The organism is Mitsuaria chitosanitabida ATCC BAA-476 = NBRC 102408 (genome assembly GCF_001598255.1).
In the GTDB taxonomy this organism is placed as follows: Bacteria; Pseudomonadota; Gammaproteobacteria; order Burkholderiales; family Burkholderiaceae_C; genus Roseateles; species Roseateles chitosanitabidus.
This window is the reverse complement of sequence record NZ_BCYP01000018.1, coordinates 256,148-274,288: the sequence shown is the minus strand read 5'-3', so window position 1 is coordinate 274,288 and position 18,141 is coordinate 256,148. Positions and strand designations below refer to the sequence as shown.

Genomic DNA, 18,141 nt, shown 5'->3' with positions numbered 1-18,141 from the left:
GCGGCCTTCGCCGGGACGCGCGTCGCCTCGGGGCAGATGCCAACGAGAAAGGCCCGCCGGCTTGCGCCGACGGGCCTTCTTCATTCAAGCGGCGCCGCGTCCGGCGTCGAATCGATCCGGACCGATCAGCGCGGCAGCGCGCTGTCGCCCATCAGGAACTCGTCGATCGAGCGGGCGGCCTGGCGGCCCTCGCGGATGGCCCAGACCACCAGCGACTGGCCGCGGCGCATGTCGCCGGCGGCGAACACCTTGGCGGCGTTGGTCTTGTAGCCGCCGGTGAACTCGGTCGACGCCTTGGCGTTGCCGCGCGCATCCTTGGTCACGCCGAAAGCGTCGACGATGGAGGCGACCGGGCTGGTGAAGCCCATGGCCAGCAGCACCAGGTCGGCCTTGAGCACCTGCTCGCTGCCCGGGACCTCGGTCATCTTGCCGCCCACCCACTCCAGGCGCACCGTCTTCACGCCGACGACCTTGCCCTTGTCCTTGCCCTCGCCGCCGATGAACTCCTTGGTGGCGATCGCGAACTCGCGCTCGCAGCCCTCTTCATGGCTGGACGAGGTGCGCAGCTTGATCGGCCAGTAGGGCCAGGTCAGCGGGCGGTCCTCGACTTCGGGGGGCTGCGGCAGCAACTCGAACTGGGTGACGCTCTTGGCGCCGTGGCGGTTGCTGGTGCCGACGCAGTCGCTGCCGGTGTCGCCGCCGCCGATCACGATGACGTGCTTGCCGTCGGCGCGGATCTGGCTCTTGAGCTTGTCGCCCGCGTTGAGCTTGTTCTGCTGCGGCAGGAACTCCATCGCGAAGTGCACGCCCGTCAGCTCGCGGCCGGGGACCGGCAGGTCGCGCGACTGCTCGGCGCCGCCGGCCAGCAGGACGGCGTCGAACTGCTGCGTCAGCTCATCGGCCGTGACCACGTCCTTGGCCCAGTTCGTGACCTTGGAGCCCTCGGGCAGGTGCGCGACCATCACGCCGGTGCGGAACACCACGCCTTCCGCTTCCATCTGCTGGACGCGGCGGTCGATGTGGCTCTTCTCCATCTTGAAGTCGGGGATGCCGTAGCGCAGCAGGCCGCCGACACGATCGTTCTTCTCGAAGACCGTCACGTCGTGACCGACGCGCGCCAGCTGTTGCGCCGCCGCCAGGCCGGCCGGGCCGGAGCCCACGACCGCGACCTTCTTGCCGGTCCTCGCCGCGGCCACGCGCGGCTGCACCCAGCCCTCGGCCCAGGCGCGGTCGATGATCGCGTGCTCGATGGACTTGATGCCGACGGCGTCGTCGTTGACGTTCAGGACGCAGGCCGCCTCACAAGGCGCGGGGCAGATGCGGCCGGTGAACTCGGGGAAGTTGTTGGTCGAGTGCAGGACGGCGATCGCGCTCTTCCAGTCCGTCTCGCCGCCCCGGTACACCAGGTCGTTGAAGTCCGGAATGATGTTGTTGACCGGGCAGCCGCTGTTGCAGAACGGCGTGCCGCAGTCCATGCAGCGCGCGCCCTGTTGCTTGGCCTGATCGGTGTTCAGGCCGATGACGAATTCCTTGTAGTTCTTCAGACGGGCCTCGACGGGCTCATAGCCCTCTTCCAGACGCTCGTACTCCATGAAGCCGGTGACTTTTCCCATGTCGGCTTGCTCCTAGATCGTGTTGATGCGGGGACGTGCGGGGACGGCGCGGATCAGGCCTTGGCCTTGGCGGCGGGCGCCTTGGCGTGGGCGATCGTGGCGGCGGTCTCCTTGGCGGCGTTGATCTCGCCCAGCGCGCGGCGGTATTCCGTGGGGAAGACCTTCACGAACTTGGCGCGCGACTCGGCCCAGTGGTCCAGGATGTCGCGGGCGCGCTGGCTGCCGGTCCAGCGATGGTGGTCCTCGATCAGCTTTCTGAGGATGGCCTCGTCGGTGCGGGACTCGGCGTCGCCGGCGACGCGGTGCCAGATGGCCTTGTCGACGGTGGCTTCCTGCTCGTGCGCGGGCAGCAGCTTGTCCAGCGTGACCATGCTGGTGTTGCAGCGCTTGGCGAACTGGCCGTCCTCGTCGTACACGTAGGCGATGCCGCCGCTCATGCCAGCGGCGAAGTTGCGGCCGGTCTTGCCCAGCACCGCGACCGTGCCGCCGGTCATGTACTCGCAGCCGTGGTCGCCGGTGCCCTCGACGACCGCCGTCGCGCCGGACAGGCGCACGGCGAAGCGCTCGCCGGCGACGCCGCGGAAGAAGGCCTCGCCCTGGGTCGCGCCGTACAGCACCGTGTTGCCGACGATGATGTTCTTGGTCGCGTCACCGCGGAAGTCGATGGACGGACGCACCACCACGCGGCCGCCGGACAGGCCCTTGCCGGTGTAGTCGTTGGCGTCGCCGATCAGGTAGAAGGTGATGCCCGAGGCCAGGAAGGCGCCGAAGCTCTGGCCGCCCGTGCCCTCCATCTGGATGAAGATGGTGTGGTCCGGCAGGCCGTCGGGGTTGCGGCGCACCAGCTCGCCCGACAGCATCGCGCCCACCGTGCGACGCACGTTGGTCACCTCCTGCATGAACTGCACCTTCTCGCCGCGTTCGAAGGCGGGCAGGCACTTCTCGATCAGCTTGACGTCCAGCGCGCGCTCCAGGCCGTGGTCCTGGTGGTCGTTGTGCAGGCGCGCGACCTCGGCCGGCAGCTCCGGACGGTGGAAGACGCGGCTGAAGTCCAGGCCCTTGGCCTTCCAGTGGCTGATGCCCTTCCGGGTGTCGAGCAGGTCGGCGCGGCCGATCAGTTCGTCGAACTTGCGGATGCCCAGCTGCGCCATGATCTGGCGCGCCTCTTCCGCGACGAAGAAGAAGTAGTTGACGACGTGCTCTGGCTTGCCGCTGAACTTCCTGCGCAGGGTCGGGTCCTGCGTGGCCACGCCCACCGGGCAGGTGTTGAGGTGGCACTTGCGCATCATGATGCAGCCCTCGACCACCAAAGGCGCGGTCGCGAAGCCGAACTCATCCGCGCCCAGCAGCGCGCCGATGACGACGTCGCGGCCGGTCTTCATCTGACCGTCGGCCTGCACGCGCACGCGGCCGCGCAGGCGGTTCAGCACCAGCGTCTGCTGGGCCTCGGCCAGGCCGAGCTCCCACGGGGTCCCCGCATGCTTGATCGACGACCAGGGCGAGGCGCCCGTGCCGCCGTCATGGCCGGCGACCACGATGTGGTCGGCCTTGGCCTTGGCCACGCCCGCGGCGATCGTGCCGACGCCGACTTCCGACACCAGCTTCACCGACACGTCGGCGCGCGGGTTGACGTTCTTCAGGTCGTGGATCAGCTGGGCCAGGTCCTCGATCGAATAGATGTCGTGGTGAGGGGGCGGCGAGATCAGGCCCACGCCCGGCACCGAGTGGCGCAGGAAGCCGATGTACTCGGTGACCTTGCCGCCGGGCAGCTGGCCGCCCTCGCCGGGCTTGGCGCCCTGGGCCATCTTGATCTGGATCTGGTCGGCGCTGACCAGGTACTCGGCCGTGACGCCGAAGCGGCCCGACGCGACCTGCTTGATGCGCGAGCGCATCGAGTCGCCCTCGTTGAGCTCGTAGTCGACCTCGATCACGTCCTTGCCGACGACGTCCGAGACCTTCGTCCCCTGGACGATCTTGATGCCCTTGAGCTCGTTGCGATAGCGGGCCGGATCCTCGCCGCCCTCGCCGGTGTTGCTCTTGCCGCCGATGCGGTTCATCGCCACGGCCAGCGTCGCGTGGGCCTCGGTCGAGATCGAGCCCAGCGACATGGCGCCGGTGGCGAAGCGCTTGACGATCTCGGCGGCCGGCTCGACTTCCTCGACCGGGATCGCCTTGCTCGGATCGAACTTGAACTCGAACAGCCCGCGCAGCGTCATGTGGCGCTTGCTCTGGTCGTTGATGAGCTGGGCGTATTCCTTGTACGTGTCGAACTTGCCCGAGCGCGTGCTGTGCTGCAGCTTGGCGATCGCGTCGGGGGTCCACATGTGTTCCTCGCCGCGGGCGCGCCAGGCGTACTCGCCGCCGGCGTCCAGCATGTGCTCCAGCACCGGGTCGTCGCCGAAGGCGGCGCGGTGCAGGCGCAGCGCCTCTTCCGCGACCTCGAACACGCCGATGCCGCCGACCTGCGTCGGCGTGCCGCGGAAGTACTGGGCGACGAAGTCCGACTTCAGGCCGATGGCCTCGAAGATCTGCGCGCCGCAGTAGGACATGTAGGTCGAGATGCCCATCTTGGACATGATCTTCGACAGACCCTTGCCCACCGCCTTGATGTAGTTGTAGATGGCCTTGTCGGCGGACAGCGCACCGGGCAGTTCCGCGCCCAGCGACTGGATGGTCTCCAGCGCCAGGTAGGGGTGGACCGCCTCGGCGCCGAAGCCGGCCAGCACGGCGAAGTGATGCACCTCGCGCGCGGTGCCGGTCTCGACCACCAGGCCGGCGGTCGTGCGCAGGCCCTCGCGCACCAGGTGGTGGTGCACGGCCGACAGCGCCAGCAGCGCCGGGATCGCCACGCGGTTCGCGCTCAGATGGCGGTCCGTGATGATGACGATGTTGTGGCCGCTCTTGATCGCGTCCACGGTCTCGGCGCACAGCGAGGCCAGCTGGGCCTCGACGCCCTCGCGGCCCCAGTCCAGCGGATAGGTGATGTCCAGCTCATAGGGCTTGAACTTGCCGTTGGTGTGGGGCTCGATCGCGCGCAGGCGGGCCATCGCGTCGAAGTCCAGCACCGGCTGCGTCACTTCCAGACGCATCGGCGGGTTGACCGCGTTGATGTCCAGCGGGTTCGGCTTCGGGCCGATGAAGCTGTTCAGCGACATCACGATCGCCTCGCGGATCGGGTCGATCGGCGGGTTGGTGACCTGCGCGAACAGCTGCTTGAAGTAGTTGTAGAGCGGCTTGTTCTTGTCGGACAGCACGGCCAGCGGGCTGTCGTTGCCCATGGAGCCGATGCCTTCCTCCCCGTTGGCCGCCATCGGCGCGAGCAGGAACTTGATGTCCTCCTGCGTGAAGCCGAAGGCCTGCTGACGGTCCAGCAGCGAGGCGGCGAACACCGGGGTCTTGGCCTCCGGCGCGGGGATCTCGTCCAGCTTGACGCGGACGTTCTCGATCCACTGGCGGTACGGACGCGCGTTGGCGTACTGGGTCTTCAGTTCCTCGTCATCGATGATGCGGCCCTGCTCCAGGTCGATCAGGAACATCTTGCCGGGCTGCAGGCGCCACTTCTTGACGACGCGCGACTCGGGGATGGGGAGCACGCCGGACTCGGAGGCCAGCACGACCAGGTCGTCGTCGGTGACCCAGTAGCGGGCGGGGCGCAGGCCGTTGCGGTCCAGCGCGGCGCAGACCTGGCGGCCATCGGTGAAGACCATCGCGGCCGGGCCGTCCCACGGCTCCATCATCGCGGCGTGGTACTCGTAGAAGGCGCGGCGGCGCTCGTCCATCAGCTCGTGCTGTTCCCAGGCCTCCGGGATCATCATCATCGCGGCGTGCGCGAGCGGGTAGCCCGACATCGTCAGCAGCTCGATGGCGTTGTCGAAGGTGGCCGTATCGGACTGGTGCTCGAAGCTGATCGGGTACAGCTTCTTCAGGTCGTCGCCCAGCACGGGCGACTTCATGACGCCCTCCCGGGCCCGCATCCAGTTGAAGTTGCCCTTGACCGTGTTGATCTCGCCGTTGTGGGCGACCATGCGGTACGGGTGGGCCAGCGGCCACTCGGGGAAGGTGTTGGTCGAGAAGCGCTGGTGCACCAGCGCGATCGCGCTGACGACGCGGGGGTCGGCCAGATCGCGGTAGTACTTGCCGACCTGGTCGGCCAGCAGCAGGCCCTTGTAGATGACGGTGCGGCAGCTCATCGAGGGCACGTAGTACTCGCGGCTGTGCGTCAGCTTGAGCGCCTGGATGGCGCTGGAGGCCGTCTTGCGGATCACGTACAGCTTCCGCTCGAGCGCGTCGGGGACGATGATGTCCGGGCCGCGGCCGATGAAGATCTGGCGGATGATCGGTTCCTTCTCGCGCACGGCGGGCGACATCGGCATGTCGCGGTCCACCGGCACGTCGCGCCAGCCCAGCAGGACCTGGCCCTCGGCCTTGATCGCGCGGGCGAGCTCCTGCTCGCAGGCCAGACGCGACGCGTGCTCCTTGGGCAGGAAGATCATGCCCACGCCGTACTCGCCGGGCGGGGGCAGCGTGATGCCCTGCCTGGACATCTCCTCACGATAGAACTCGTCCGGGATCTGGATCAGGATGCCGGCGCCGTCGCCCATCAACTTGTCCGCCCCCACCGCGCCGCGGTGATCCAGGTTCTCCAGGATCTTCAGACCCTGCTGGACGATGTGGTGCGCCTTCTGGCCCTTGATGTGGGCGACGAAGCCCAGGCCGCAGGCGTCCTTCTCGTTCTTGCCGTCGTACAGACCATGGGCGGCCAGCTCGCGGATCTCATTCGCGGACGGGGACTGCGCTTGCGCGGGGCGGGAATCTTGAGCTGCCGACATCGGTGGCCTCCTGAACTCACGGAAAACGAAACCCGCGCAGGTTAAGGCCCGTGCCGGACGGGCACAAGCAGAACTAAATAGGGTCAGTCTCGAATTAGAGGATGCGTGGCGATCCGGTATCGATTAATTGGGGACAGAGTAAATCACACCGGATCCACGGGCTTGGGCTTACGCGGACGGCCACGCGGACGCGGGCTCAGAGGGCGTTCACTGACCTCGCCCAGCAATTGCAGGAAGCGTGCCGAGCCGAGCGGCCAGCCCTTGAGCGCGGAGTCGATCAGGCGTTGGCGTTCCGACTCGGATTCCCCCTCCTCCAGCCAGCGACGCCAGGCCAGTTCCCGTTCGAAGGGGGTGTTGCCCAGCGCCCAGAATCCGGGCGGATCGCTGATCAGCGGGTCGCGCCGCCGCCCGAGATGGTGCGCGGCGGAGGACCAGAGGTAGTCGCCCGCCTCGACGCCCAGCCCAGCGCGGAGCGGATTGAGCTCGATGCTGCGCATCACCGTGAGCAGATGGGACTCGGCCTCCAGCGGCGCGGCGCGGAAGCGGCCTTCCCAGAGCGTCCCCACCCGACCGTGGCGCTGGTTGAAGGCGCCGACATAGCGCCGCCCCAGCGCCTGCATCATGCGGCTCAGGCCGTCGTCCGACGTCGGCGTCGCCAGCAGGTGCAGGTGGTTGGGCATCACCACGTAGGCGTGGATGGCCACCTTGTGGGTGGCCGCGCTCTCCTGCAACGCGGCCAGCAGCGCGCGACGGTCCTCGTCGTCCAGGACGATGGGCTGCAGGTTGTGCCCGCGGTGGATCAGGTGGTGCAGATGGCCGGCGAGCGCCAGCCGGGGGAGTCGTGCCATGTGGGGTCGCCCATGAGTCTGACCCCAATTATGCGATGAGCTTCTTCCCCGTCAGCCGCTCGTGTTCCTTGAGCGCGAACCGGTCGGTCATCCCGGCGATGTAGTCGGCGCAGGCACGCGCGTGGTCCTTGCCATCCGCGAAGTCCGGCGGCAGCTTGGCCGGATCGCCCAGGTAGAGCTGGAAGAGCTCCCGCAGCACCTGCTCGGCCCGGTCGCGTTGGGCCTGCACGACCGGATGCCGGTACAGGTTGGCGAACAGGAAGCGCTTGAGTTCGGTGCTGGCCTGGCGCATCTCGGGGCTGAAGCGCACCAGCGGACCGGCCTGGCGGGCCTCGTCCGCGTCTCGCGGTGAGGCGGCCTCGATCGCGACGCGGGTCGCGTCGATGATGTCGTAGACCTGCTGCGACAGCATGCGGCGGATGGTCTCGGCCAGCAGGCGCTTGCCGGTGAGTTGCGGATAGGCGGTCAGGCTGTCGCGCAGATAGCGGTGGACCAGCGGAACCTGCTCCAGTTGCTCCAGCGTCACCAGGCCGGAGCGCACGCCGTCGTCGACGTCATGGGCGTTGTAGGCGACCTCGTCCGCCAGGTTGCAGAGCTGCGCCTCGAGGCTGGGCTGGCCGCCGACCAGGAAGCGCGCGGCGACGCCGCCGGGTTCGCGCTCCTCGATGCGCTGGGCGTCGCGCTTGGTGCAGTGCTTGAGGATGCCCTCGCGGCTCTCGAAGCTCAGGTTCAGGCCATCGAAGGCCGGATAGCGCTGCTCCAGCTTGTCCACGACCCGCAGCGACTGCAGGTTGTGCTCGAAGCCGCCGTGCGCCTTCATGCAGTCGTCCAGCACGTCCTGACCGGCGTGACCGAAGGGCGTGTGACCCAGGTCGTGGGCGAGCGCGATGGTCTCGATGAGGTCCTCGTCCAGCCCCAGGCTGCGCCCGATCGAGCGCCCCAGCTGCGCGACCTCCAGCGAATGCGTCAGGCGCGTGCGGAACAGGTCGCCCTCGTGGTTGAGGAAGACCTGCGTCTTGTAGACCAGGCGCCGGAAGGCGGTGCTGTGGACGATGCGGTCGCGGTCGCGCTGGTACTCGCTGCGCGTGGGCGCGGGCGCCTCGAAGAAGCGGCGACCGCGGCTGCGCGCGGGATCGGAGGCATAGGGCGCGCGCAGCATCGTCATCGTCGGTTCAGGCCTTCAGGGTTGGCGCTCGGTGTGAGCGGCGATCACCTCGGCCACCATCGCATCGGGCGCTCCCCGCATGCCGGCCCGGCCGAGGCCCTCGATGACGACGAACCGGATCTCGCCGCCCTCGTTCTTCTTGTCGACCCGCATCAGCTCCAGCCAGCGCTCGATCGGCATCCGCGGCGCCTTCACGGGCAGCCGCGCACGTTCGAGCAGTCGCGTCATGCGGTCGACGAAACCGGCCGGCACCAGACCCAGCCGCGCGGAGAGCTCGGACGCGAGCACCATGCCGCAGCCCACGCCCTCGCCGTGCAACCAGGCGCCATAGCCCAGGCCGGTCTCGATCGCATGGCCGAAGGTGTGGCCGAAGTTGAGGATGGCGCGCAGGCCACTCTCGCGTTCGTCCTGGCCGACGACCCAGGCCTTGATCTCGCAGCTGCGCTTCACCGCGTAAGCCAGCGCTGACTTGTCTCGTGCCAACAGCGCGTCAAGGTGGGCCTCGATCCAGTCGAGGAAGGCGACGTCGGCGATCGGACCGTACTTGATGATCTCGGCCAGACCGGCGGAGAGCTCGCGATCGGGCAGCGTGTCCAGGGTGTCGAGGTCGGCGACGACCCGCATCGGCTGGTAGAACGCGCCGACCATGTTCTTGCCGCGCGGATGATTGATCGCGGTCTTGCCGCCGACCGACGAATCGACCTGCGCCAGCAGCGTCGTCGGCACCTGCACGAACGGGACGCCGCGCATGTAGATCGCGGCCGCGAAGCCGGTCAGGTCACCGATCACGCCGCCGCCCAGCGCGTAGAGCACGGTCTTGCGGTCGGCCGCGCCGGCCAGCAGATGGTCGATGACGCGGTCCAGCGATTCCCAGGACTTGTGCTGCTCGCCGTCGGGCAGCACGACCGATTCGACGTTCGCGTAGTGCGTGGACAGTTGGCGCGTCAGGCGCTCCAGGTACAGCGGCGCGACCAGGTCGTTGGTGACGATGAGCGCCGTCCTGGCGCGTGGCAGGCCGGCCCAGGTGCTCGATTGGTCGAGCAGGCCGGCGCCGATCAGGATGTCGTAGCTGCGGTCGCCCAGGTCGATGGGCACGACCGTGGGGGACGCACCGGTGGGCGTGGCGTCAGGAAGCGGAGCGGTCATGCCCCGGAGTGTACGGGGCCTCCGTCGCGCCGACGGTCGCCGCGACCCGTGCGGGGTCGATGAGGCCGGCCAGCTCGAGCTGCATCAGGATCATGTTCGCGAGGCCATGCACCGAGGGCCGGCTCGACTCGAGCACGAAGTGCGCGCAGCGTCGATACAGCGGATCACGCTGGGCATAGAGCTCGCGGAGCTTGGCCAGCGGATTGGCGACCTGCAGCAGCGGACGCTGCGTGTCGTGGCGCAGGCGCCGGAAGAGTTCGTCCGGCGAGGAGCGCAGGTACACGACCGTCGAATGCTCCTTGAGCCGATCGCGGTTGATGTCCCGCAGCACGGCGCCACCGCCGGTGGCCAGGATCATTTCCTCGCCCTGGCGGCCGCGGTCGAGCAGCTCCGAAATGACCTGCGATTCGAGGTCCCGAAACGACGCTTCGCCCTCACGGGCGAAGTAGTCCTTGATCGACTCGCCGCCGAGGCGGCGTTCGATCTCGGTGTCGGAGTCGATGAAAGGGGCGTTCAACTGCCTGGCCAGCAGTCTCCCGACGGTGGACTTGCCACCGCCGGGCATGCCGACCAGCGCGATCACCAGCGGGCGACGCGGCGCCCCTTCCATCGCCAACCTGACGTCGCTCAATCGGCGTTCTTGCAGAAGTTGCCGTCGGCGATCACGCGGCGGCGACCGTACGGGCTGGTGACGAACGCCGGCGAACCCAAGGCCGAGATCGCTGCCGCCGGAACAGGCAGCACGCCGCTGATGGTGGCAGGGGGGCTCACCACGCCACCCGCGGTGGCGCTGATCGTGAAGGCCACCCAGCTTGCGACGTTGCGCGGGTACTCGAGCGTGATGACGGCCTGGCCGTTCGCATCGGTACGGGTCGAGCCGCTCATCGTGATCGATGCGTCGGACTTGCGCGGGTCGAGCTGACCGTTGGTGTTCTGGTCCTCGGTGCCGTCGATCAGGCCGTTGCGGTTGATGTCTTCCGCGTAGCAGATCGGCTCGGACGAGATGGGCTGCGTGTTGCCCGTCGTATCCCGGTCATAGAACTGGATCCAGTTGGGGCTGACGAAGTTGTAGTAACCCTTGAAGTAGCCGGGCAGGTCGATCACCGGCGTGATCTGCACGTCCGCCTTGGGCTGGCCCGCCGCATCGACGACCAGCACGACGAACTGCTTGCGATAGGTCAGCGAGTTCGTGGTGGTGTCGATCAGCTCGTTCGTGCCGATCGTCACCGACACCGGGTCGGACACGACCGTCAGCGTCGTCAGGACCGAGTTCGGGCAAGCGCCGGCCGCGAAGTCGTTGTAGTCCCAGCAGGCACGGATGGTCACGCCGCTGGTCGGACTGGCGCGGTTGGCCGGCGTGTAGGTCGTCGACGCGATACCGGCGGTATCGGCGTAGACGATCTGCGTACCGGCGCTGAGCGTGCCACCGATGCTGTTCGCGTCACCGTTCAGGTCGAAGCGCACGCGCACGTTCTGCACCGGCGCGTTGCCCGTGGCCAGGAACATCGCACGGACCACGACCTGGTTGTTCGTGGAGCCGGTATTGACGCTCACCACCGACGGGGTGGCCTGCACCGAGGCCGACACCACGGCGGGGGTGGCCGTCGGGACCGTCGACGTGCTGCTGGGGACGGTCACCGTCGTCACGGCCGACACGCCGCCGGCGGTGGCGGTGATGTCGATCGGACCTGCCGTCGCGGGCGCGGTGTAGGTGTACGAGAACGCGCCGTTGGCATCCGTCTGACCGCTCGCCGGCGTCAGGCCCGAGGCCGTCACCGAGATCGGCACGAAGGTCATCGGGTTCTGGTTGACGTCCGTCAGGCGGTAGTCGATGCGGTTGCCGGCGGAACCGGCCGTCGGCTGCTGCGGCACCGCGGTGCCGGTCAGCTTGGCGCCCAGGACCTGGAAGGTCGCGGTGCGCGTCAGCGTGCCGCTGGTGGCCGTCACGGTGATCAGGCGGTTCGACTTGTCGGCGCCGCTGGTGACCGTGGCGATCGACTGGCCCGACGCGTTGGTCGTGCCGTTCAGAACGGCCACGGTCGCGCTGTTGTTCACCGAGAAGCTCACCGGGATGCCGGTGATCACGTTGCGCTGCGCGTCGACGGCGGTCACGGTGGCCGTGACCTTGTCACCGCCCGTGTTGCCGATGCTGAGCTTGTCCAGCACCAGCGTCATGTCGTTGGCCAGGGGCGTGGACGAGACCGGCGTGATCACGTTCAGCGTGATCGAGCGCGTGACGGTGCCGCTGGTCGCGGTGACCGTCAGCGTACGGTTCGTGTTGTTGCTGCCGATGGAGACCGTCGCGTTCAGTTGACCCGAGGTCGCGTCGGTGGAGCCACCGGCGGAGACGAAGGCCGTGCCGGCGGGGTCGGCGATCGCCAGGGTCACGGGCGAGCCGCCCACCGCGCTGCGGCTGGCGTCCAGCGAGGTGATGGTCACCGTCGCCGTGGCGCTGCCGTCGTTGGGCAGCGAACTGCGGTTGGTGGTCATCGACAGGTCGGCGACCTTGCCGCCGGTCACGCTGTCGACGACGTCGAAGGACGCCTTCTGCGTGATGGTCGACTTGCCGTCGGTCGCGGCGACCGTGACGGTGATGGTGCGGTTGGTGTGGTCGGAGCCCAGACCCACGGTGGCGTGCAGCACGCCGCTGGTGTCGGTCTGCGTGCCCCCGGGGGTGATGATCGCGTTCGAGTCGACGGCGAAGGCCACCGGGACGCTGCCCACGGTCGCGCCATTGGCGTCGGTGGAGGTCACCTTGACGTCGACCGTGGTCGCGCCGGTGTTGGTCACCGTCTTCTTGTCCAGTTCGACCACGAGCTTGGCCACCGCGGTCGGCGTGGTCGGCGTCGAGCCGCCACCACCCACGGCGGGCGTGCCCGCCGCGCCGCCGCCGCCGCCGCAGGCGGTCAGCGTCGCGGCCAGGAAGGCCCCCATCGACGCGGTGCTGATCCACCGCGCGTACTTCGCGAATATCGTCATGTCTTGCTACTCCAGCCACACCGCGCCTTCAGGCGCGGTCTCTCCCTATCGTTGCGGATTGTTCGCCGCGGCCGACGCCGCTCAGCGGGTCGTCACACGGTCGCTGACCACCTTCGGCGTGATGAAGATCAGCAGTTCCGTTTTAGCCGTGCTGCGTGTCCTGTTCTTGAACAGGTTGCCCAACAGCGGAATGTCGCCCAGGTACGGAACCTTGTTCTCGCTGTCCAGGTCTTCTTGTGTATAGATGCCGCCGATCACGACGGTGCCGCCGTTCTCGACCAGCACCAGCGTCTGCACATGCTTGTTGTTGATCGCGTAACCCTGCGGGGTCAGCGTGCCGCGGCTGTCCTTGTTGACGTCCACGGTCAGGATGACGTTGCCTTCAGGCGTGATCTGCGGGGTCACTTCCAGCTTCAGCACAGCCTTCTTGAAGCTGATGGACGTGGCACCGCTGGACGTGGCCTGCTGGTAGGGGATCTCCTCGCCCTGCTCGATCAGCGCCTTGGTCTGGTCGGCCGTCACGACGCGCGGGCTGGACACCACCTTGCCGCGGCCATCGGCCTCCAGCGCGGAGATCTCCAGGTTCAGGAAACGGTTGGCCGTGGCGCTGAACAGCGACAGCGCGAAGTTGGCCGCCGATTGCTGACCGAACACGTCGCTCGAGACGTTGGCCGGCAGGTTCACGAACTGCGAGTCGGCGTAGTTGTAGGTCGACTGCTGATTGGTCTGCGAGCCGACGGCCGAGTAGTTGCCACCCACGGTCACGTAGTTGCTGCCGCCCACGCTGTAGCCCGGGATGCCGCCTTGACGACCGCGCAGGTCGGAGGCGCCCAGCTTGACGCCCAGCGCCTTGCCGAACTTGTCGTCGGCCTCGACGATGCGGGCCTCGATCAGCACCTGGCGCACCGGCACGTCGATCTTGGCGATCAACGCCTGGATCTCCTCCAGCTTGGACGGGATGTCGGACACGAACAGCTGGTTCGTGCGGGTCTCCCAGATCACGCTACCGCGAGAGGACAGGATGCGCGAGGTCTGCGGGCTGGAGGCGCCGCCCGGGTTGTTCTGCCCGGTCAGGCCCTTCGCGACTTCCTCGGCCTTCGTGTAGTTCATCTGGAAGGACTGCGTGCGCAGCGGCTCCAGCTGGGTGATCTGCTGCTTGGCCTCGAGCTCCGCCTTCTCCTTGGCGGCCAGTTCTTCCTTCGGCGCGATCCACAGCACGTTGCCGGACTTGCGCATGCCCAGACCCTTGGCCTGCAGGATGATGTCCAGCGCCTGATCCCAGGGCACGTCCTTCAGACGCAGCGTCACGTTGCCGGACACCGTGTCGCTGGTGACGACGTTGAAGTTGGTGAAGTCGGCGATGACCTGCAGCAGCGCGCGGACATCGATGTTCTGGAAGTTCAGGCTGAGCTTGTCACCGTTGTAGCCGGGACCTTGCGTCAGCTTGTTCGGGTCGACCTTCTGCGGGCGCACTTCCAGCACGAACTGGTTGTCGCTCTGGTAGGCGCTGTGCTCCCAGTCGCCCTTGGGCACCACGACCAGGCGCACACGGTCGCCGTTCTGCGAGGCGGTCACCGTCTGCACGGGCGTGCCGAAGTCGGTCACGTCCAGCTTGCGACGCAGACGCTCGGGCAGCGTGCTGCGCAGGAACTCGACGACCAGCGTCTTGCCCTGCTGCTGGATGTCCACGCCGACCTGGCTGCTGGGCAGGTTCACGACCACGCGACCCGCGCCATCGCTGCCGCGGCGGAAGTCGATGTCCTGCAGCGACTGCGCGTCGGCGTTCTGGCTGGGCGCGAAGTGCAGCGGCTCGGTCGTGGCGACGCCGGCGGGCGTGGCGGCCGCGGTGTTCGTCGCGGCGGCCGGAGCCGGATCCAGGAAGACCAGCAGCGAGTTGTCCTGCAGCTGCGCGCGGTAGGTGCTGGCCTGGCGAAGGTTCAGCACGACGCGGGTGCGGTCGCCGGCCTGCGCGACGTTGGCCGAACGCATGTTGCCGGTGTTGATCTCGACCGCGCTGCGGCCCAGTCCGTTGCCGACGCCGGGCAGGTCCAGCGCGATGCGCGGAGGCACCTGCACCGCGAAGCCGCGCGGCACTTCCTTCAGCGGCTGCGCCAGCTCGATGCGGACGACGTCGCTGCCGGACTGCTGGGTCGAGGTGATCGACCGGATCGTGTTCTGTGCCCAGGCCTGCACGGGCATCAACGCGGCCAGCGCCATCGCGCAGGCCAGGGTGCGCCAGCGCTTCGCGCGGCTGCCGACTTCAGTCATAGCAGAGCTCATCGGGGCGTTCTTCACAAGGTTATTCATCGTCCCTGCTCCTGAAGCTGGAGAGTACTGGTGCGTTCAATCCATTCGCCCGCAGCGTCCTGGACGACTTCTCGCAACGAGATTTCGGTTTCGGTGATCTTGGTGATGCGGCCGAAGTTCTGGCCGAGGTATTCCCCGACCCGGGCCTGGTACAGCAGGTTGTCGACCCGCAGCAGCGCGTACGGACGTCCGTCGCGCGTGACGCTGCCGACCATCGCCATGCTGTCCAGCGGATAGGCCTCCAGCGGCTCGCGGCGGCGCTTCATCTCCGCCGCCAGCAGCGAACTGGGCTGGGCCGCCTCGCGCTTGAGCGCGACGGTCAGCTTCTGCGTGCTGAAGGGGTCGACCACCGCGGTCGCCTCGTACGGCGCCGGCTGGAACTTCTTGGGCGGCGTCAGCGGACGGACCGTGGGCCGCGTCTGCTGGCGCTGCTCCTCCATCCATTGCTGCAGCTCGTCGTTGCTGCCCGAGCACCCCGCCAAGGCGAGGCCGCACAGCGTCAGCGCCGCCAGGCGCCGTCCGCCGCGTCGAAGATCGCTGCTGCGCATCATTTCTTCTTCTCCGCGGCCGCGGCGGCCTTCTTCTGCTCCTCGACCTCGGTCGGGTCGAGATAGCGATAGGTCCGGGCGATCGCTTCCATCGTCAGCGTCGCGTTCGAATCCGTCCGGGGCGGCGTGTTCTGGTTGGGCGACACGTTCGGGTAGGCGATGTTCAGGTCGTGCAGCGTGACGATCCGCGACAGGTTGGACACGTCGGCGGTGAAGGAACCGATGTCGTGGTAGCGGCCCGTGACCTTGATCGAGATCGGCTGCTCGGCGTAGTAGTCGCGCATCGCGACCTGGCCGGGGCGGAAGAGCTCGAACTGCAGGCCACGACCCAGGCCGGCCTGGTTGATGTCCGACAGCAGCGCGTCCATCTCGGCCTTGCCCGGCAGCTGCTTCTCGAGCTGCAGCACGTATTCCTCGACCTGGCTCTTCTGCTTGCGCAGCTCGGGCAGGTTGACCGCCTGCGTGAGCTTGTTGCCGTAGTCTTCCTTGAGGTGGGGTTCCTTGTCGCGCTCGGCGTCCAGCGCCGACTGCTCGTCCGACAGCACGGCCAGCCAGCCCAGGCCGACGGTCGCCAGCGCCAGCGCGACGAAGGACAGGTACTTCGGGGCCGGCGGCCATTGGCCCGGCTCCTTCATGTTCAGGTCCTGGAACTGGCTGGAGAAGTCAGCGAACCAGGCGTTGAGGTCCAGGTTTTTCAGATTGGCCATGGGGTCCTCACGACTTCTTCGCGGGCTTGGCGCCCGAGGGCGCGCTGGCGGCGCCCGCCGCGGCGTCCGGCGTGGCGCTCTTGATGGCCACCTTGATCGCGAAGTCGAACAGTCGGCGCGGGTCCTTGGCGTTCACCGGCGCGACCTTGATCTCGACGAGCTCGGGGTTCTCGACCCATTCGGCGTGGCTGAGGTTGCGCAGCATCTCCGACACGCGCTCGTTCGAGGCCGCGATGCCGTTGATCACCACCGCCTTGGCGGTCTGGCGCACGGCCTGCAGGTACACGCCTTCCGGCGTGAAGCGGGCCAGCTCATTGAGCAGGTGCACGGGGGTGTTGCGGTCGCTCTGCAGGTCCTCGACGGCGCGTTGACGAGCGCGCAGCGCATCGATCTCGGATCGCAGCGTGGCGATGTCCTTGATCTGCGCGTCGAGCTTGCCGATCTCGGCCTTGAGGAAGTCGTTGCGCTCGACCTGCGCGGCCGTCATCTGCTGCAGCAGCAGGTAGATGACGCCCGAGATCAGCAGACCCACGACGAAGGACATTCCCAGGCCGACGAAGTACGCGGCCTTGCGGCGCTTGCGCTTCTCCTCGCGGTGCGGGAGCAGGTTGATCAGAATCACTGAAAGAACCTCCGCATGGCGAGGCCGCAGGCGGTGAGATAGGCGGGAGCTTCACGGCGCAGCTTGGATTCGCGCACCGCGGGACCCAGGGCCATGTTCTCGAACGGGTTGACCACCATGCAGGCGAAGCCGGTGAGCTCGGTCACCCGCTCCTTGAGGCCGGGCAGCGTGGCGGTGCCGCCGGCGAGCATCACGTAGTGCACCTTGTGGTGGGGCGTGCTGGTGAAGAAGTACTGCAGCGCGCGGCCGATCTCCTGCGACAGCGAATCCACGAAGGGGTTCAGCACCTGCGTGTCGTAGTCGTCGGGCAGCTCGCCGCCCAGCTTCTTCTGTTCGGCTTCCTCGAAGGAGAAACCGTACTGGCGCGAGATCAGCTGCGTGAGCTGCGAGCCGCCGAAGGCCTGGTCGCGGTCGTACAGCATCTCGTCGTCGCGCAGCACCTTCAGCGAGGTCGTGTCGGCGCCGATCTCGAACAGCGCGACCAGCGCATCCTTGCCCTCGTTCGGCAGGGTCTCGACCAGGCGGCCCACGGCCATGCGCGAGGCGTGCGACTCGATGTCCAGCACCACGGGCCGCAGGCCGGCGGCCTCGGCCAGCGCCTGACGGTCCTGCACGCGGTCCTTGCGGGACGCGGCGATCAGCACCTCGACGTCGCCCACGGACGTGGGGCTCGGGCCGATCACGCAGAAGTCCAGCGACACCTCGTCCAGCGAGAACGGGATGTATTGATTGGCCTCGGCCTCGACCTGCAGCTCGAGCTCTTCTTCACGAAGGCCCGCGGGCAGCATGATCTTCTTGGTGATCACCGCCGATTGCGGCATCGCCAGCGCGGCCTGCCGCGTGCGACTGCCGCTGCGGGTGACCACGCGCCGGACCGCGTCCGCGACCTCGTCGAATTTCTCGATCTGGCCGTCGGTAATCCAGCCTTTTTCAAATGGCTCGGTGGCGAAACGTTCCAGAACGTATTCGCCGCTCGAGTTTTGACTCAACTCCACAAGCTTGACGCTGGACGATGAGATGTCCAGGCCAATCATGGGTGGATGCGTGCGCCCACGCAGTACGTCCAACAGCCCCATGATGCGTTCCCCCAACGCGCCGCTCTGCGCCGGTTTGTTAATAAGTTACTTGAATGCTATCAGCAAAGCCTTTGTCGCCCCAAGGGAAACCGGTCACAGCACGTAACGCCGCGTTGCGTAACATACACGCCACCGACGGGTGGTAATGCGACGCCAAAAGCACCCGAAAGCAGGCAGTTTCCCCTTGGGTATCCCACTCGATTCGGTCGTTTATCGCCCGATTTCCAGCCGTTTTCCGCCTTTCCGGGGAGGGGCGCCATCCGGGTTTCCCCAGTATGTCGGCCACCTTTCGGCGGACTGA

General features: G+C 67.7%; 12 protein-coding genes. All 12 read right to left on the bottom strand.

The annotated features are described in order from the left end of the window. Positions 1 to 125: 125 nt before the first annotated feature. The 12 genes from MCHT01_RS12060 to MCHT01_RS12005 all read right to left on the bottom strand — a co-directional run bounded on the left by MCHT01_RS12060 (position 126) and on the right by MCHT01_RS12005 (position 17,840). Positions 126 to 1,613 (bottom strand): glutamate synthase subunit beta, encoded by a 1,488-nt coding sequence (locus tag MCHT01_RS12060; protein ID WP_067065568.1) that lies wholly within the window; start codon positions 1,611 to 1,613, stop codon positions 126 to 128. Between the two features lie 53 nt (positions 1,614 to 1,666). Next, positions 1,667 to 6,442 (bottom strand): glutamate synthase-related protein, encoded by a 4,776-nt coding sequence (locus MCHT01_RS12055; protein ID WP_067065567.1) that lies wholly within the window; start codon positions 6,440 to 6,442, stop codon positions 1,667 to 1,669. A gap of 143 nt (positions 6,443 to 6,585) precedes the next feature. Beyond that, on the bottom strand, positions 6,586 to 7,290 hold the full coding sequence (locus MCHT01_RS12050) for a transposase (protein ID WP_067065566.1): 705 nt from the start codon (positions 7,288 to 7,290) through the stop codon (positions 6,586 to 6,588). A 28-nt stretch (positions 7,291 to 7,318) separates the two neighbouring features. Next, on the bottom strand, positions 7,319 to 8,449 hold the full coding sequence (locus tag MCHT01_RS12045; RefSeq protein WP_067065808.1) for a deoxyguanosinetriphosphate triphosphohydrolase: 1,131 nt from the start codon (positions 8,447 to 8,449) through the stop codon (positions 7,319 to 7,321). A 21-nt stretch (positions 8,450 to 8,470) separates the two neighbouring features. Next, entirely contained in the window at positions 8,471 to 9,601 is a 1,131-nt protein-coding gene (gene aroB / locus MCHT01_RS12040) for a 3-dehydroquinate synthase (protein WP_067065565.1), read from the bottom strand. Further along, entirely contained in the window at positions 9,582 to 10,187 is a 606-nt protein-coding gene (locus MCHT01_RS12035; RefSeq protein WP_067065807.1) for a shikimate kinase, read from the bottom strand. Before MCHT01_RS12035 ends, aroB begins: the two co-directional genes overlap by 20 nt. Positions 10,188 to 10,228: 41 nt before the next feature. After that, the gene (locus MCHT01_RS12030; protein ID WP_067065564.1) at positions 10,229 to 12,580 is read right to left on the bottom strand and encodes a beta strand repeat-containing protein; all 2,352 of its coding nucleotides are present in this window, start codon (positions 12,578 to 12,580) and stop codon (positions 10,229 to 10,231) included. A gap of 81 nt (positions 12,581 to 12,661) precedes the next feature. Further along, entirely contained in the window at positions 12,662 to 14,848 is a 2,187-nt protein-coding gene (locus tag MCHT01_RS12025; RefSeq protein WP_067065563.1) for a type IV pilus secretin PilQ, read from the bottom strand. A 35-nt stretch (positions 14,849 to 14,883) separates the two neighbouring features. Next, entirely contained in the window at positions 14,884 to 15,435 is a 552-nt protein-coding gene (locus MCHT01_RS12020) for a pilus assembly protein PilP (RefSeq protein WP_067065806.1), read from the bottom strand. Then, the gene (locus tag MCHT01_RS12015; RefSeq protein ID WP_067065562.1) at positions 15,435 to 16,142 is read right to left on the bottom strand and encodes a type IV pilus inner membrane component PilO; all 708 of its coding nucleotides are present in this window, start codon (positions 16,140 to 16,142) and stop codon (positions 15,435 to 15,437) included. Before MCHT01_RS12015 ends, MCHT01_RS12020 begins: the two co-directional genes overlap by 1 nt. Before the next feature lie 7 nt (positions 16,143 to 16,149). After that, complete coding sequence (locus MCHT01_RS12010; protein WP_067065561.1) at positions 16,150 to 16,764, bottom strand: PilN domain-containing protein; 615 nt, start codon at positions 16,762 to 16,764, stop codon at positions 16,150 to 16,152. Beyond that, on the bottom strand, positions 16,761 to 17,840 hold the full coding sequence (locus MCHT01_RS12005) for a pilus assembly protein PilM (RefSeq protein ID WP_067065560.1): 1,080 nt from the start codon (positions 17,838 to 17,840) through the stop codon (positions 16,761 to 16,763). Before MCHT01_RS12005 ends, MCHT01_RS12010 begins: the two co-directional genes overlap by 4 nt. Positions 17,841 to 18,141 lie beyond the last annotated feature (301 nt).

Bases quoted from the DNA above. Each gene is read 5' to 3' on its own strand.
- MCHT01_RS12060 (WP_067065568.1), bottom strand. From the start codon at position 1,613: ATGGGAAAAGTCACCGGCTTCATGGAGTACGAGCGTCTGGAAGAGGGC.
- MCHT01_RS12055 (WP_067065567.1), bottom strand. From the start codon at position 6,442: ATGTCGGCAGCTCAAGATTCCCGCCCCGCGCAAGCGCAGTCCCCGTCC.
- MCHT01_RS12050 (WP_067065566.1), bottom strand. From the start codon at position 7,290: ATGGCACGACTCCCCCGGCTGGCGCTCGCCGGCCATCTGCACCACCTG.
- MCHT01_RS12045 (WP_067065808.1), bottom strand. From the start codon at position 8,449: ATGCTGCGCGCGCCCTATGCCTCCGATCCCGCGCGCAGCCGCGGTCGC.
- aroB (WP_067065565.1), bottom strand. From the start codon at position 9,601: ATGACCGCTCCGCTTCCTGACGCCACGCCCACCGGTGCGTCCCCCACG.
- MCHT01_RS12030 (WP_067065564.1), bottom strand. From the start codon at position 12,580: ATGACGATATTCGCGAAGTACGCGCGGTGGATCAGCACCGCGTCGATG.
- MCHT01_RS12025 (WP_067065563.1), bottom strand. From the start codon at position 14,848: ATGACTGAAGTCGGCAGCCGCGCGAAGCGCTGGCGCACCCTGGCCTGC.
- MCHT01_RS12020 (WP_067065806.1), bottom strand. From the start codon at position 15,435: ATGCGCAGCAGCGATCTTCGACGCGGCGGACGGCGCCTGGCGGCGCTG.
- MCHT01_RS12015 (WP_067065562.1), bottom strand. From the start codon at position 16,142: ATGGCCAATCTGAAAAACCTGGACCTCAACGCCTGGTTCGCTGACTTC.
- MCHT01_RS12005 (WP_067065560.1), bottom strand. From the start codon at position 17,840: ATGGGGCTGTTGGACGTACTGCGTGGGCGCACGCATCCACCCATGATT.